At 50.2% G+C, this 16718-nt stretch carries 11 protein-coding genes; 6 read left to right on the forward strand and 5 right to left on the reverse strand.

The features are described from left to right. The first annotated feature begins 456 nt into the window (after positions 1–456). The 4 genes from AC1XUF_RS01310 to AC1XUF_RS01325 all read left to right on the forward strand — a co-directional run bounded on the left by AC1XUF_RS01310 (position 457) and on the right by AC1XUF_RS01325 (position 4036). Entirely contained in the window at positions 457–1362 is a 906-nt protein-coding gene (locus tag AC1XUF_RS01310) for a hypothetical protein (RefSeq protein WP_483339778.1), read from the forward strand. Between the two features lie 39 nt (positions 1363–1401). Beyond that, on the forward strand, positions 1402–1764 hold the full coding sequence (locus tag AC1XUF_RS01315; RefSeq protein ID WP_483339779.1) for an iron chaperone: 363 nt from the start codon (positions 1402–1404) through the stop codon (positions 1762–1764). Positions 1765–2164: 400 nt separating this feature from the next. Then, positions 2165–3058, forward strand: coding sequence for an SDR family NAD(P)-dependent oxidoreductase (locus AC1XUF_RS01320; RefSeq protein WP_483339780.1), 894 nt, complete (start codon positions 2165–2167; stop codon positions 3056–3058). A gap of 51 nt (positions 3059–3109) precedes the next feature. Beyond that, a complete protein-coding gene (locus AC1XUF_RS01325) occupies positions 3110–4036 on the forward strand; it encodes a helix-turn-helix domain-containing protein (RefSeq protein WP_483339781.1) in 927 nt (308 codons plus the stop codon). A gap of 85 nt (positions 4037–4121) precedes the next feature. On the opposite strand, the gene AC1XUF_RS01330 is transcribed toward AC1XUF_RS01325, so the two are convergent. The 3 genes from AC1XUF_RS01330 to AC1XUF_RS01340 form a co-directional block, all read right to left on the reverse strand. Then, positions 4122–5573, reverse strand: a complete 1452-nt coding sequence (locus AC1XUF_RS01330; protein WP_483339783.1) for a RagB/SusD family nutrient uptake outer membrane protein — start codon at positions 5571–5573, stop codon at positions 4122–4124. Between the two features lie 52 nt (positions 5574–5625). Beyond that, positions 5626–8832, reverse strand: a complete 3207-nt coding sequence (locus AC1XUF_RS01335) for a SusC/RagA family TonB-linked outer membrane protein (protein ID WP_483339784.1) — start codon at positions 8830–8832, stop codon at positions 5626–5628. A gap of 124 nt (positions 8833–8956) precedes the next feature. Continuing rightward, positions 8957–9520: an ExbD/TolR family protein gene (locus AC1XUF_RS01340; RefSeq protein WP_483339786.1), complete on the reverse strand. Its 564-nt coding sequence runs from the start codon at positions 9518–9520 to the stop codon at positions 8957–8959. Between the two features lie 317 nt (positions 9521–9837). On the opposite strand from AC1XUF_RS01340, the gene AC1XUF_RS01345 reads away from it, so the two are divergent. After that, positions 9838–11085: a hypothetical protein gene (locus tag AC1XUF_RS01345; RefSeq protein ID WP_483339787.1), complete on the forward strand. Its 1248-nt coding sequence runs from the start codon at positions 9838–9840 to the stop codon at positions 11083–11085. Positions 11086–11098: 13 nt separating this feature from the next. Here the strand turns inward: AC1XUF_RS01345 and AC1XUF_RS01350 are convergent, their stop codons facing one another. Together AC1XUF_RS01350 and AC1XUF_RS01355 are read right to left on the reverse strand one after the other, a co-directional pair. Beyond that, positions 11099–12682 (reverse strand): Na+/H+ antiporter, encoded by a 1584-nt coding sequence (locus tag AC1XUF_RS01350; protein WP_483339788.1) that lies wholly within the window; start codon positions 12680–12682, stop codon positions 11099–11101. 144 nt (positions 12683–12826) lie between these two features. Next, positions 12827–16294 carry a T9SS type A sorting domain-containing protein gene (locus tag AC1XUF_RS01355; protein ID WP_483339789.1) on the reverse strand — a complete coding sequence of 1156 codons (3468 nt, stop codon included), beginning with the start codon at positions 16292–16294 and terminating at the stop codon, positions 12827–12829. 79 nt (positions 16295–16373) lie between these two features. Here AC1XUF_RS01355 and AC1XUF_RS01360 point away from each other — a divergent pair, with 79 nt between their 5' ends. Then, positions 16374–16664 (forward strand): hypothetical protein, encoded by a 291-nt coding sequence (locus tag AC1XUF_RS01360; RefSeq protein WP_483339790.1) that lies wholly within the window; start codon positions 16374–16376, stop codon positions 16662–16664. Positions 16665–16718: the final 54 nt, after the last annotated feature.

The following is a 16718-nucleotide window of genomic DNA, read 5'->3' on the forward strand; positions in this document are numbered from 1 at the left end:
AGAACTTATAATTGGTGTCAAATTGTGAAAAGGCCGGTAGCGTTTGCTTCCGGTTTTTTTTGTTCCGCCAGTTCAGCGGGTGTCAGCCCGAACAGGTTTTTAAAATCAGATGAAAAATGCAGCATCTCTTCAAAGGCCAGGTCGTCGTTATTGGGCCGGTTTATTCAAACGGAAACTCGCATGGAGCGTGATGTTTCTCGGAAAATTGCGCGCGTGGCGAATCCAATCCGCTCGCTGAGGGCGAGCTTTTTTAGAGAGGAAAGTTTTCTCCCGGCATGGCCAATTTTTCAGGGATAAGTTCTCGGATGTTCACAGCGAGATTAAACGCAACTATCCATTGCTGCTTTCGCCAGTACCGAAAAGTAGGCTGGACAGAATGAAACTTTTGAAAATATCGTCTCCCGGACAAATAGATTATGACTTGTACTTGATTTTGACATTAGCTATTTTTTTCTAATGACGGTCAATCAAAACTACCTCTTAAAGCTCAAAGCGATTTTACCACTGTTCTCGGTAGTTTCCTGGGGCACTTTGCTCGTGCTGGGCTTAATCCGCTGGTTTTTCTTTTTAGGCAAGCACCCGATTTTGGAGATCGATGAGGAAATATGGAACTACTGGATACCTGCCTTCGCTCCCTGGCTGCCCATTTTGCTTTGGCTGAAATTCGATAGGCTTGTTTTTCGGAAGGACCAAAAAGGGGCACAAACGCGTATGCAATTAATTGTCTGGTTCACGATGTGGGCCATGCTGGTATTTTCGCAACATTACGTTACAACTGCCACGGCAAAGGTACTCGATCTTCCGAATGTCAGGGAAATTGGCAAGCACGAGCAAGCCAGGTATTACCGGATCGATACTTTTGCTGTGTATCGGCCGATCGGTGGCGTGCGTTACGCTTTCCGCAAGACCGGGCGGTTTAACGAAAACCTGAACATCGACATTTGCTTTACACACCCGATGCTCACTCATAAGAACCAGGCCATCACCATGACGCCGCTCTATTGGTACGGTGTCAAATTTCATAAGCAGATCAGCAATCGTAGTAGTCAGGCAAAAAAGGAGCAGCGTTTCCGGGATTTTCTCCGAACCTGCGTGGATTCTATGAACACTTACGACTTCTATAAAGTGGACCATTTTGAATGCAAGCCAGCCTCGTACGACCGCGAAAATTTTCGTCAAGCCGTTCAAAACGCGTGGAGGAGGCCAACCAACAATACATTCGTCATCCTGGAACCGAGGTACGACCCCGTGGAAGGGCGCAACGGCCACAAGATCGCATGGATGCTATTGTCCTTCGCGATCGGTATCGGGATAATGATGCTTGCGTTGATCAGGCCGGGGCTGCATGTTGAAAGCAAGTGAATTCCGTAATTCGGCCTGAACCATCTCACCTTTAAACCAATGGCAAAAACAGACTACCGGACGATTGATGAATACCACCAGGCATTTCCAGGGGATATGCAGGAAAGAATGCAGGCCGTTCGTGAACTCGTGCATCAGATAGCACCCGAAGCAGTGGAAGTGATCAGTTACCAGATACCTGCGTTTAAAATCGGCAAAAAGTTTTTAATCTACTACGCGGGGTTTGCAAAACACCTCACCATTTCCAACCCCTGGAGCGACGCCTTTCTGACAGCATTTGCACCGGAACTCAAAGGGCTGAAGGTTTCGAAATCAGCGATCCAGCTGCCTTTGGACAAACCTCTGCCGGTTGATTTCATAGAGCGCGTCCTGAAATTCAGGAAAGAGGAGGTGGGAGCCTGAATAAGTGAGTTTTCCATTCCCCTCTGCAGGAATGGTCACCAAGCCGGTACCGCCTGCGCGACAATAGATAGCACGCCGTCGGCGACGCGGCAATGTGGCATTGTCGAATTGCTATCCGCGATGCCCGGTGAGGATTGTTGGCCTACTGTCCGGATGCTTTCGCCCCGCAAAGTAAGTCAGTGATCATTGCATGCATTTGCCAGCTCATCCCGACCGGTCCGGAAGTTGATAAGCAATAACTTAAGACGCCGGTGCACGGCAGGTTACTTTTCGTCGGGGCCCATCTCCTTCCTGCTTTCAAACAGGCCCCATCCTCATTTCGGCTACGAAAACCCCCGATTAGACTACAAACGCAGCATGGCCGCAGCGGACCTTTGTCGCATTCAAATCAAAAATTAAAATGATGGTACAACAAGATGAAAAATCAGGCGCTCAGCCTGCCCTAGCCCCAGCTTCGGCGGATAAAGTTTGGTTTATTACGGGCGCATCCCGCGGTTTCGGGCGGGTCTGGGCCGAGGCAGCGCTTTCACGGGGCGATAAAGTAGCGGCCACCGCACGCTCCCTTGCAAGTATTGCCGGTCTCCGGGAGAAATACGGCGAAAATGTATTGACATTGCAGCTCGATGTCACCAATGCCGAACAGGTAAAATCGGCCGTGGCGCAGGCGCATACCCATTTCGGAAGGCTGGATATTGTGCTCAACAACGCGGGTTACTCGCTCGTCGGGACGATTGAGGAAGCCAGTGCGGACGACGTGCGTGCGCTTTACGAGACGAACATTTTCGGTCCGATCGCCGTTATCCAGGCGGCGCTTCCCTTGCTGCGGGAACAGGGTTACGGGCATATTCTGGGCACATCCAGCAACCTGGGCCATGTGGTATTGCCGGTGATTGGCTACTATTGTTCTTCCAAATGGGCATTCGAGGCCATTCACGAAAGCCTGGCCGCGGAGGTCAAAGCTTTTGGGATCAGAGTAACGATCGTTGAGCCAGGTGCTTATGCTACCGAGTTCGGGAGTCAGGAATCGTTGAAGTTTGCCTCAGGAATGGACATTTACGAGGACTTTAAAAACCAGTTCATCGGCGGGATCAGAAATCTGGAAAGGGGCGACCCCAATGCGACGCCGGAGGCACTTTTCAAAATCGTAGATTCGGAAAATCCGCCTCTGCGGTTCTTTCTGGGCAGCCACAATCTGCCTTGGGTGCGTAAGGATTACGCCGGGCGTTTGGCACTCTGGGAAGAATGGGAGGAAGTTTCGAACTCCGCTCAAGGGGTGTCAAAACAAGAGGGCTAGAAAAATGTGAACCGGTAGCTGATGTTACCGGTTCACGCAAATCAATTCAAAATGAAAAACGAAGACGCTCCCTACAAATTCGATTCTCTGTCCGACCTGCATCGGGCCTTTGGCTTAGCTAAGCCGCTACACCCGCTGATCAGCCTGATCGATAATGGCAACACGCAGATCGATATGCGCAAGCTGCGGCATTCGCATGCGCTTACTTTTTATAAAATAGCCTTGAAAGGGAGGCTGAGCGGGAAGTTGCGATATGGGCAGGATTACTATGATTTTGACGAGGGCGGGCTTTTGTTTGCTGCCCCAGGCCAGGTGATTGGGCACCAGAGCGACGATGCAGCGATTGCTGAGAGCTGCTCCTTGTTTACTTTGCTGATACACCCGGATTTTCTGCTCCATTATCCTTTGGCAAAAAAAATCCGGCAATATGGTTTCTTCTCCTACTCGGCTAATGAAGCATTGCATTTATCGGACCAGGAAAATGCTGTTATCCTGTCTATTTTTGATATTATGCATGGAGAATTGCAGGGACGTATCGACGAGTTCAGCCAGGATGTGATGATTTCTCAGATTGAACTGCTCCTGAACTATGCCAACCGCTTTTACAAACGGCAATTCATTACCCGTAAAGTTTCGGGCAATAACCTGTTGCAAAAGCTGGAAGAAATCCTGGACGAATATTTCAATCAGGAGAAATCGCTGAATCAGGGCATCCCGACCGTTCAGTTCCTTTCCGACAACCTGAATATCTCGCCCAGCTACCTGAGCGATATGCTCCGTTCCCTGACGGGGCAAAATGCGCAGCAGCATATCCATCAAAAGCTCATTGAAAAGGCAAAGGAAAAATTATCTACAACCAGCCTGACGGTGAGCGAGGTGGCTTATGAGCTCGGCTTTGAGCACCCGCAGTCGTTCAGCAAGTTGTTCAAAACCAAAACCAGCCTGTCGCCATTGGAATTCAGACGGTCATTTAACTGATCCGTCCGGCAAGCGATTCCTGATAGCTGAAAACGAAAAGAGGCACAACCTATGCTGTGCCCCTTTCCGTCTTTAACCAGTTTGATCAGTACCCGGGATTCTGGGTGATTTTTTCTTTATTGATATCGATCTGGCTTTGCGGTATCGGAAAAACGAGGTTTTTCGTGGTCAGCTCGGAAACCAGCCTGATCTGTTCTTTTTTGCTGTTTAAGACTGCTATCGCACGATCGGTGCGTACAAGATCAAACCAGCGGTGCCCTTCGAACGCCAGTTCAACACGTCTTTCCTGTTCTATGGCCAGGCGAAAATCCTGCTGTGTCGGAACCGTCGCAGCCGTTTTCTTAGCTAAGCCAGCCCTTGTCCGGATCATGTTCAGGTAAGAAAACGCATCCCCGTCGGCCTGATAGCCTACTTCGTTCAGTGCTTCCGCGTACATCAGCAGTACGTCGGCATAACGGATCAACGGGATATTGTTGCCGTTGTCATTTTTTGCAACCGGCACATCATAGTATTTTTTGATAAACCTGTCCGGGATAACCTGTCCTGCCGCATTTGTATAGGATGAGGCGACAGATACGTCTTTCCGTAGATCGCCGGGTTCATAAGCATTGATGATATCGAGGGTTGGCTGGTTATTGCCGTCGCCGCCGAAAGCAATCACCGCATTGCCCGAATTTTGGGGCGCAAAGGAATTGGGCCAGGGATTTCCTTCACCGGCACCGCCCGATTTGTATTGGACGTCAAAGACCGACTCCTTGTTATTTTTATTGGCGACTTTGAATACGTCGGCATAAGAAGGCAGCAGCGCATACACACCCAGATCGATCACCTCTTTCAGCTTGGAGACAGCCGGGGCGTATTTTTTTTGTGTCAGGTACACCTTGCCCAGATAGGCTTTGGCGGCACCTTTTGTTGCTCTTCCCAGATCGGCGGCAGGGTAGGAAACGGGCAGGATACCTTCGGCGTCTGTAAGGTCTTTTTCAATTTGTGCGTAAACATCCGCTTTGGGTGTGCGGCCAAATGAATAGCCTTCATCCGGGGTAGCGACGGGTTTGAGTATCAGCGGGACATCCCCGAAGGTCTGCACCAATGTGAAATACACGATCGCGCGAAGGAATTTTGTCTCCCCGATGTACCTGTTTTTCAGTGCTTCGTCCATGGTTACCGCGCCGATCTTGTCCAGAATTGTATTGTACCGGGCTATGGCACTGTATGCGTCATTCCAGCGGCCGGAGATATACGGGTTGGTGGTTTTGATGTAAAACCTGTCGAACTCATCCTGATCGGTAACAGATCCGGAAGCGACGGCAACGGTATTATCCGAAGCAATTTCCCCGAAAATGTAGCTATTCCCCGCAAGTCCTCCGGCCTGGAGTCCTGCATACCCGCCATTGACTGCATTTTTAAAATCGTCGGCGGTCCTGTAAAAATTATCGCTCGTAGCTGTCGAGATTGGCTTCAGGTCCAGAAATTCTTCGCTGCACGAACTGAGCGAGACAAGGAATAAAAGGAATAGATATGGCTTTGAAATGTTCATTGCTTTTTGTTTTTTGAATTTAAACTTCACGCGTCCCATGGCTGGCTTTGACTTATAATCCGATGTTGATACCCAATGTGAATGTTTTGGCCAATGGGTACACGCCATAATCGACACCTCCGGTCAGCGGGCCTTCGTAATTGCTTACCTCTGGATTGAAATTGAGGTATTTGGTGAATGTGAACAGGTTCTGTGCCGACGCGTAAATTCGTACCTGCTGCAATTTCGCCTTGTTGATCAGGGATGCCGGAAGCTGATAACCCAGGCTGACGTTCTGGATACGCAGGTAGGAGCCGTCTTCTACCCAGCGTGTCGAAACAGCATTGTTGTTTCCGGTCGTCCGGGCATTGGCGCGGGGCGTTACTCCGTCGCCAGGATCCGACGGGGAGCGCCATCTGGTCAGAACGGTGGTCAGCTGATTGGCATTTCCTTCGAGGTTTTCAAAAAACCGGCGGCTCAGGTTCAGTATCTCTCCGCCCTGTGTCCCCTGGATGGCAATGTTCAGGTCAAAACCTTTGTAGCTGAACGTATTCGTGATCCCGTAAATGAAGTCGGGCTGGTTGTTACCAATGATCGTACGGTCGTTCGCATCAATTTTCTGATCGCCGTTGACATCTTCATATTTTACATCCCCCGGCCGGGCGGTAGGATCATGCGGGTAACTGTCCAGTTCGGCCTGGTCTTTAAATACGCCCAATTGTTTGTACCCGTAGAAACTGCCGATCGGGGAGCCGATCTGGGTAATGTTCGTTTCGCCGACACCCGTTCCGCTGCGGATCGGGTCGCCTGTTGGCCCCAATGCAATTACTTTATTCCGGTTGAATGATAAATTCAGACTTGTGTTCCAGATCAGCGCTTTGGTAAGATTACGGGTGTTCACCGCAAATTCCCACCCTTTGTTCTGCATTTTGCCGATGTTCTTGACTGCCGAACCAAAGCCGGTCAGCGTGGGCACATTCACCGAAAGCAGCAAGTCCTTGGTGGTGCGCTGATAATAATCCACGATCAGATATATACGGTTGCTGAAGAGTCCTACGTCGATCCCGGCGTCCAGTTGCTGACTGCGTTCCCAGCCAAGTTGCGGGTTGGCCAGGGACGAAGGCGCCAGGCCGTTGACCAGCCCATTGTTAAAGCTGTAATTATCGGACCGAAGTGTGGCTACATAAGGATAGTTGTTGCTGAAAGCGTTGTTTCCTGCTAAACCATAACTTACACGCAGCTTAGCTTCTGACACTGCCCTGACCGGTTTCATAAATGCCTCTTCGCTGATCCGCCAGCCCAGCGATCCCGCAGGGAATGTACCCCAGCGGTTGTCGGGCCCGAAGATCGAGGAGCCGTCGCGGCGTACCGAAACATTGACAAGGTATTTCCCTTTGTAATTGTAATTGGCCCGCGCAAAATACGAAGCCGATGCATTTTCCACCTTGGAAGAAACGGCCGTTGTCGTTGTTCCGCTCGCGCTTCCGTTCAATGTCTCCACCACATCGTTCGGGTAAGAACTGCCTGTTCCCTGGCTGTCCTGGTATTGGAATTTAGTGGATTCCATCCCGATCAGTACGTCAAAATTGTGGACTTCATTGAGCGACTTGCTGTAATTTAAAGTCTGGTTGAAAAGCCAGCTCAGGCTCTGATCCGAATAGGCTGTTCCGGTTGACACCGAAGGCGGCAGGATCTGGTTCAATGGCATTTTGGAAGTACGGTACGCATTGCGGCGGTTGCCCATAAAATTCACGTTTCCCGAAACCCGGTAGGTGAAATCTTTGAACAGGTTCAGCTCTGCATACGTATTGGCAAGCAGGGTGGCTGTCAGGTACTGGCTGTTATACTCGGTGATATTGGCAACCGGGTTGGTAATGCCAGGATAGTTATAAGGGGCGGCAAAAGCGGTTTGCGAAGTATAAGAGCCGTCTGCTGCGTAGATCGGTATCATCGGCATGACCGACAGGGCCGAGTTGATCACGGCATTATCCGCCCAGTGCCCCGCGTCCTTCACTTCCTGCTGGACTTTATACGAAGGGTTGATATTTAAACCGATTTTGAGTTTAGGCAGCACATTCACTTCCACATTTGCCCTCAGCGTATAGCGGTCCAGGGCCGATCTGCGAATGATCCCATCCTGCTTCAGGTATCCGCCGCTGATGCTGTAGCGTGCCTTATCAGATCCCCCGGAAGCGGAAAGCTGGTAACTGCTCATTTTGGCCGTCCTGAAAATTTTATCCTGATAGTCGTAATAGGGCAGTGCGGCAACCTTGGCAGGGTCGTCAAAATTAAACCAGTCGAAAACTTCTCCCCTGGGATAGCGGTACCTGAGATAATCCGTAGGCCTTACGCTATTGGGGTCTGTGATGTTGGCGCCTTTGATATTATCCAGATAGGCATTGTTGGAAGCGTCCTTTCCAAATTCGGCAAATTGCTGTGAATTGATCAGATCGATCTTTTTGCTGATTTGCTGGAAACCGGCGAAAACATCGAGGTTCACGCTCGGCTTCCCGCTTTTCCCTTTTTTTGTAGTGATCAGCATGACGCCGTTGGAACCCTTCGAGCCGTAGATGGCCGTTGAAGAAGCATCCTTCAGAACGTCCATGCTTTCGATGTCATTAGGATTTAATGTGCTGAAAATATTGGCATTAACAATATTTCCATCCACAACAATCAGCGGGGCATTCCCTGCGCTGATAGAGCCAAAACCCCGGACTTTGATCGCCGGCGTACTTCCCGGCGTACCGTTGTTCTGCTGGATGACCACACCCGGGATTTTCCCCTGAAGCGCCGTCGCGAAATTGGAGACGGGCATGTCCTTTACCTCGCTCATGGGGACCGAGGCAATTGCAGCAGTCACGTTGGCCCTTTTTTGCGTACCATAGCCTACCACCACAAGCTCATCCAAAGACTTGGTGTCTGTCTGGAGGGTTATGTTCAGCGTTGTTTCGTTTTCAACTGCTTTTTCCTGGGGCAGATATCCTACGAAGCTAAAAATCAATGTAGAAGGACCGTCGGGCACACTGATCTGGTAGGTTCCGTCGACATTGGTAGATGTGCCGCGCTGTGAACCCTTTACCACGATGCTGACACCCGGCAGCGGTTCCCCTTTTTCGTCCTTGACAGTGCCCGAGATGCTTTTATCGACAGCAGGGGCACCCTTCGCGTTCAAATGTCCGGCTAACGTAAGCCCGTACAATACAGCGACCAGCAAAGATTGTATCAGTCGCATCCGCATGGATTTGACATAAAACAATTCGGTAAATACTTTTTTTTGCATACTTAAAGGTTTAGAATGATGGTAAATAAACATCAGATAAAATCACGTCTGACAGGATGGCGACTACGATTTAGAAGCCATACCCTGACGTGAAGTCACCATTTGTTTACAGCCGTCATCCAAATCACTTTTCCAGGCTGCCTGCAAGCAGTTTTGATTCCGGCCCGGTCAGTTCGTCGACCAGCGCGTATCGGGTTGTCCTTGTGATGGCCATTTCGTCCATGGTATCTACCATGTTCTTGTAGCTCGAACCGGGCGTCGGCTTGATCACCACGGTAAACGGCGCGGAGGTGTTACTTACCTGGCCCGCCATTGCATTGACCCGCCGCTGCGCCGCAAAAATGACATTTCTCAATTCATAGCCGGGACGCGTTGTTTTTAAAGCAGAACCGGCATGGCCGTCGGTGGCCGCCACTCCGTCCAGATAATAGATTTCGTCGTTTTCGCCCAGAAAGATAGTGAGCACGTGTGACGCTTTAACCGGCATGTTACCGTTGGGTTCTTTTTTGGGAAAGGACACGGACATTACCGTTGGGCTGGATAAACTCGTGGTGAGCATGAAAAATGTGATCAGCAAAAAGCCGAGGTCAACCATGGGCGTCATGTCTACGCCTGTTGATAGCCTGCTGCTGCTTGCCTTGCCGTAGCCCGCGCTACGGTCATTAACGGGAATTTCGATTGCTGCCATGATCAGGTGATCTTTGAAAGTGAAACATCTGGCCCAATTTATATATAATTTATTTATATATAAAATTATTTATTTGCCCAGTAACGGTGCATGCTAGAGATGCCTTGGTGCGCGATCTTAGGCCGCAAGGAGGAACAGTGATACCATGCAATGCTCCCTGCTGAAAAGCGTCGGTAAGTAGCTCGTAGATGCTTAAAAATGAATGTTTTATATATTTTTCAAATAAATAATAATATTAAACACATAATTTTTTGTCTTTACAGAGATTTTGAAGGGGCGGTTGCGCGTTAAATGGGCAATGAATTAGCCGTATTTGAATGTCAACAAACCAAACCAGACTGGTCCTGTTTATGGCCGGTCTATTTCTCTTGTCACTGACCGTTTATAGGTGGCAGTTGTTCACACACTTTGTATGGAGCATCGTCCTGTTCAAAATTTTGGTGCCCGTTTCCTTTGTCATGCTTTGTTGCGGATTAGGCAGGATGCTCAGGATACCGTTGCTTTTCTGCCTCGCACTCCCCGTAGTGGCCGAAGGCATTTGCTGGATGTACATGCGGCACGTGATCCGGGTAAATCAAACGGCGGAAATACACCGGATAGGGATTTTGGAACAATGGGTCAATTATCGTGACGTGATCCAGTTCAACAGGCAATTCAGCAGCTATTCCGACGATCTTGGATATACGCTCCGGCCGCGGAGTGTGGGCTACCATGCTTCTCTTGAATATAAAAACAAATTCTCGATCAACAGCCTGGGCGTCAGGGACGACGATCAGTCGCTGGAAAACCCTGAGATCGTATTTCTGGGGGATTCTTTTACAATGGGCTGGGGGATCGACCAGGACCAGACTTTCGCTCACCTCACCGAACGCGAAACCGGCGCCAGGACGATCAATGCGGGTATTTCTTCTTACGGTACTTTTCGTGAGATGTTGTTATTCAAAAAGCTACAACGCGATTCGTGCAAATTGCTGGTGATCCAATACTGTGATAACGACCTGGAAGAGAACATGGCCCGAAACGATCCTAACGGCGGTGGCCAGCTCTTAACGCCCGAAAAGTTCGGAAAGGTAACTGTTTTCAACCGCCTCAATGAGCAGTATTACCCCATGCGCTACACCTACTTTTTTCTCCGCGAAAAAGAGCTTTTCAAACGCACCTTCACAAGCCCTGCCGGGGTATTTCAGGATACTTTCGACGCCCTATCTTTCTGGATATCGGGGAAACCTTTGACGGACGATAAGCCGCTTTCAATCAAGTCGCAGGCTGAAACAAGGTTGCATACTGAACACTTTTTTAAGGTACTGGATAAAATCAGGGCGGTATATGCGGGAAACATCGTGGTGATGCATATAGACGGCCGCTACACAAGACCGGAGCTGATCAATGCTTTTGAGGCGAACGCGAAAAGCCAGGGGGACCCCAAGCTGCATTTCCTCAGAAGCTCAGACCTGCTCCGTGCCGGCGACTACTATCCGGTAGACGGCCACCTGAACACGGCAGGTCACAAAAAAATTGCCGGGAGTCTTTGCAGACTGATCCGGGAAAAGGATTTATTGCGCTGACAACCCGCCAAAGTCAGATGATTTTCAGCCGTTCTTCCTCCAGATCGATCTGGTACAACTGCTGACGAATCATATCTTCATCGATCCTGGGGTCCTTGTTGAGTTCGGTAAGATATTGCCGCTGGGTTTCGAGCAGCTCTACAAAAATCAGCTTGGTCTTTTCATTCATCCAGCTGTCGTCGGTGGCTTTGGCCCGCTCCTCCCATTGTTTCAGGAATTTTTCCATGCCCGCGTGACCATTGAGCTCGGTTTCATATTTGTTTTTCAAAAACTGATACACATGTTGTTTCAGGCCCTGTTTCATTTTTCGCCTGGTCGATTCTTCTGTCTCGTCTTCCGTCAGGCCTGCAAACAATTCCGTACGTGTGATTAAAGAAGGCAAGGTAAGCCCCTGTACCACGAGCGTGAGCAATATCACAATGAAGGTGATAAACAAAATGAGGTTCCTTTGGGGGAAAGCCGTGCCATTGTCCATGGTGATGGGTATGGCCAGTGCCGCCGCCAGCGATACAACACCGCGCATACCGGTCCAGCCGAGCAGCATGGGCATCATCCAGCGTCTTTTGTTGGACCTGGCACGGGGGATTACGCCAGGGCGAAAAATGTAAGTAGCAAGCAGCGCTGCGTAGGAGCTGATGATCCGGGCGGCAATCAGCACGCCCGTGATCAGCACTCCAGACCCGACGGCCGTCCGCAATGGAATGCCTTTTTCGCGCATCCCTTCCACAATTTCGGGAAGCTCCAGGCCGATGATCAGGAATACAATGCCATTCAATATAAACACAAAGCTTTCCCAGACACTAAAGCTCTGTATACGGCTGGTACTATTCAGAAAAACAAGCCGCCTGGCCGACATAAACAGGCCGCCGCTTACCACCGCCAGCACGCCCGAGCAATGGATCTGCTCGGCCAGCCAGTACATGAAATAGGGCTCAATGAGTGTCAATGCAATATTTGACTGCGCATCGAGAGGGAGGCGTTTATGTGCCTCAACAAAAATCCAGGCCAGTAGCAAACCAATGCCCGTGCCGCCTATTATCATCCAGATAAAACTAATGGCCGCTTCCTGCCAGATAAACTGACCAGTACCTACGGCAATCAGCGCAAACCGGAATATAATCAGCGATGAAGCATCGTTGAGCAGGCTTTCACCTTCCAGAATAGCTGAGGTGGCTTTGGGTATTTTAACGAACCTGGTGATGGCTCCGGTACTTACCGCATCGGGCGGCGATACGATCCCTCCCAAGAGAAATCCCAGGGCAATGGTAAAGCCGGGAATGAAATGGTGTGCCACCACCGCTACCGACGACGCTGTGAAAAACACGACGAGAAAGGCAAAACTGCCGATGATCCGCCACCATTTTCTCATTTCCTTAAAGGAGATCGTCCACGAGGCCTCGAAAAGGAGCGGTGGCAGGAAAATGAAAAAGATCAGGTTCGGGTCAATGCGCAACATGGGTAACCCGGGGATAAACCCAATCAGCAGGCCGGCCACGACCAGCAAAATAGGGTAGGCAATCCTGAGTTTGTTGGCCATGGTGTTCAGCAGCACGATGGCCACGATCATGGCAATCAGAAAGGGTAAATGGGTATGCATGAGGCAAAAGTTAGGTAATCGTTACCGTCTTTTAAAGCATCAAAGCAAAGAACGGTCATTTTTATTTTGTTTGAATCGGAACGGGAAAAGTAGCCTCAGTCTTTTCGCCGTTCCGGAACAAGCCAAAGAAGTTAATAACGAACGTTATTGCTTCACGAATTTTCTCGCATACTGGTTTGACCCGCCTTTGATCGTGATAAAGTAAATACCCGGTGAAAGGGATTGTAAATCAATTGATTGGTTTTCAGTTAGAATTCCGGACCGGACGACCCTGCCTGATTGGCTGTAAATGGTCAGGTCGGCGTTTTTCAGGGTATGGTCTGCCTGAACAGTTAACTGGTCGGTCACCGGGTTAGGGAAAATCGTTAACGTTTTGTTGGTCAGTGCTTTCGCTGCTACAATACGGCTGTATTCAAACTGTCCGTCCAGATCGACCTGCTTTAACCGGTAGTATAGGTTTCCCGGGTTTTCAAAAACGTCCTCATATCGATAGCTCAGCACGTGCGTACTCTCTCCCCCCGCCCGGACAGTGTCGACAGAGTCAAAGCCGTACGATGGGTTCAAAGATCTTTCTATTACAAAATAGGCCGAATTTAACTCCGAGGAGGTAGCCCATTCCAGCAGTGTTCCGCTGTGACTTGCTTTGGCTGTGAAAGACAACCAGGTAACCGGCAGGGTCCCGGATGTTTTGGCCTTCCCGGACACCGCTGTGGCGGTCCCGTATACCGGCGCGCTTGTGCCATTGTATTCAAAAATGGCAAAGTAATACTCTGTATCGGGTTTTAATCCGTTAATGGTGACCGCATTCCCGTTGCTGGCATAAACCACATACTCCTCTTCGGCAATCTGGGCGCCGGATTTGAAATTGTTGTTCGCCGGATATACGCTCAGATTTGAAGGTGTGCCGGTCACTGCATTTGCTTCTTTTACGACCACAATTCTTCCGGCCCCATTACCAATCGTCCAGCTCAGGGAAATCGAGGAGGCGGAGCTTACGGACAGGACATTTTTGCTGCCCGTCGTCGGTCCGTAAATCGTGGATCCCGTCGCGGCGAGGAAATCGGTGACCAGATATTTTCTGTTCGTGCCATTGCCATTATATTCAAAAACCGCAAACTGATATCCTGACTCGGGCAGAAGGCCAGTAGCTGTGACGAAGTTCAGGCTGCCGTCGAAAATAGCGAACTGTCCGTTCCCCAAGTCTTGCCCATAACCAAACTGCGGATCTGTGGCATAAACAACGCCATCTGTCGGTTTGAAATCCACGGGGCTGTCCTTCCTGGCGATGACGAGCCTGCCCGATCCATTTCCATTTGTCCAGCCTAGCTTAAACTGATCGCCATCCACTGCGGTAATGCCGGGCTGCGAAGCGGGTACAGTAGGCGCAGTGACCGGGCCTGTGTTTTCCAGGGTAGTAAAGCTGAAAGCAGCTCCCGGGCGCAGATAAACCGGGTTCGAGGAACCGTTGAATTCAAATCCGGTTACGTGATAGAGCGTATTGGGTTTAAGGTTCGAAATTGTAAAGGGGGCCTCCGTTGCGGTTGACTGGACCACGTAATTACCCGTTCCTATGGGCATAGACCCATAGCTGCTATTTGCTTCGTAGCGTTTCAGGTCCTCCGGTTCTGCGTCTACCGGTGAGCCTTCACGGATCACGAAAAGCCTTTTCGCACCGCTTCCGCTTTTAAAGGTCAGGGTGGCCTGGGTTGCTTTTATTTCACTGGTTGCGATGTTATAAACCTGACTTGCAGGCACGGAAACCGTAGTGACCTGCCCTTGCAGATATGGGGATACCAGATAGTCGGGGCCCGCCGGCGAGCCATTGTATTCGAAGATCGCCAGGTAATAGGAAGAAGCCTTTTCCAATCCGCTCAATATAAAATTATTGGCGGTGCCGTCATAAACCACATATTGGCCGGTTTCGATTTCAGTGCCTTTGGTAAATTCGGAGTTTGCGGTGTAGGTCTGGCCATCGGCTGGTTTGGCGGTCACTGCAGTACCCTTCCGCGCAATCACAACCCTTCTTGCCCCGTCCCCGATTTTCCAGGCGGGTTTAACACTGTTGCCCTCCGGAGCCTGCGCTTCCAATAGCGTCGAGGGAACAGCCGGTTCAACGGAAATCGTGAAGCTTGCTTTTGCGCCGGGAACAAGATAAACCGGGCTTTTATTTCCATTTGATTCAAAGACTTCAATATGATAAGTAAAACCCGCTTTCAGGTTCGAGATATTGAGGGTAGTGCCATTCATGTTGGAAGCCATGATGTAGTTTCCCGCGCCCAGCGTCGCACCCAGCCCAAAGGCCACGTTCCCACCGGTATAGTAGGTGAGGTCTGCAGGCGTACCGTCCACTGGAGAGCCTTCCCGCATCACGATCATCCGGTATTTTCCATTTCCGTCCGGAAAGCTCAGCGAGGCCGTGGAGCCGGTAGTGGCCGTTACTTTGACGTTACTGTTTATTGTCGGTTTCTGTTCCGTGCTGCTGCTGCCTGTCCGGTACGAGGAAGTCAGATAGTAGCTGTAACCGCTCAGATCAACATCATATTCGTAAATTCTGATGAAGTAAGCCGTCGCCGGTTCCAGATTGGAGACGATCAGCGAAGCGTCGCCCGAATTGCTGAGCACAAATTCGCCCGGCGATATTTCGAAGCCGGAGCCAAAAACAGGGTTTCCGTTATACACTTGTCCATTTTGAGGAACGGCGGCGGGTGCCTCGCCTTTTTTAGCAATGACCAGCCTCTTCGTGCCGTTTCCCACTGCAAAATAGAGTTTAAAACCATTTCCTTCTTTTTCCGTAAATGTGATCACGCCCGGAATCGTAGTCGGGCCTGCGCTGGTCGTGACGGAGTTGGTTGCGGCTGTTTTGATATAGACCGGTGAATGGTTACTGCTGCCGTTGTACTCAAAACAGGCAAAATGATAGGTTGCATTGGGTTCCAGGTTGGCGATCGTCACTGAAGGGCTGCTTAATCCGCTCCCTACTACAAAGTTATCTCCATTCAGGACCGCGCCGTCGCCGAAATTGTTGTTGTTGATGTAAGGTTTCAAATCCTCCGGCACAGCATTGACGGGGCTGCCCTTTCTGGCCAGAATGATCCGCCTTTCGCCATCACCGGCCGTCATCGACAACTTGACGGAGTTTCCTGTCACGTTGCTGATTGCCAGACCTTTTGTGGGCACAAGGGGTGCCGAGGCAGTAGACATGCTGGCTGTAAAAGCCGTTGCCCCGTATTCGATCGCAGCACCGGAGCCATTGTATTCGAAGATTTTGAGGAAATAGGTGGTGGCCGGTTTGAGTTTGTCAATGGAAAACGAATTTCCGTTCCCGCGGTAAACCACATATTCTCCCGGCCCGGTAAACTCGCTTCCTGCGCTCCCAAACCCGGAATTATAGCTGTACTCAGTTCCATTGACGGGAGATCCCGTTACCTGGCCAGCTTCTTTGAGCACAAGAATACGGGCGTTGCCATTTCCTCTGGTGAAATACCCCGAAAGGCGGGTGCCGTCCACAGGGTTTAAGTTGATATTGCTGGCGGGGACAGTGGGCGCCGACGCATAAGAGAAGCTGCATACGCTCAGCAGAACGTACGTCACAAACATGGAAAGCTTGTTCATTTTAATTTTGAGAAAAGTATGGCTAACAGGACATCGTTGGTTTTGACCGATCGGTGATACAAAATTTGTTGCCGAGACGATGTTAACCCAGACCGAGAAGGGTGAATTGGAAATTCGTATCTATGAAGCGACAGAAATCGGGGATGGCGCGGTCACGATAAACATATTGGCTGCAAAGGGGAGGACTTTTATGTTTCCGGACATGAAATCCTACAAGATCTCAACTCCGTGCCCAATTTCAGATCAGATCATGGCTGGGAAACCAGCTAAGGGTAGGGACAAAAAAATAGAACTATTTACCATGTTCGGCCCGGCTCAGACGTCCGTGACGTTGGCCGGCGGTTTGCTTCGGTCCATCACTTCCGGATAAGCTGCCCGCCCGCCGGGAGTAATGTTGTTGCCGTTGTTGTAAATCTAAACCCTT

It is taken from the genome of Dyadobacter sp. HNCC25DJ185 (assembly GCF_056895195.1).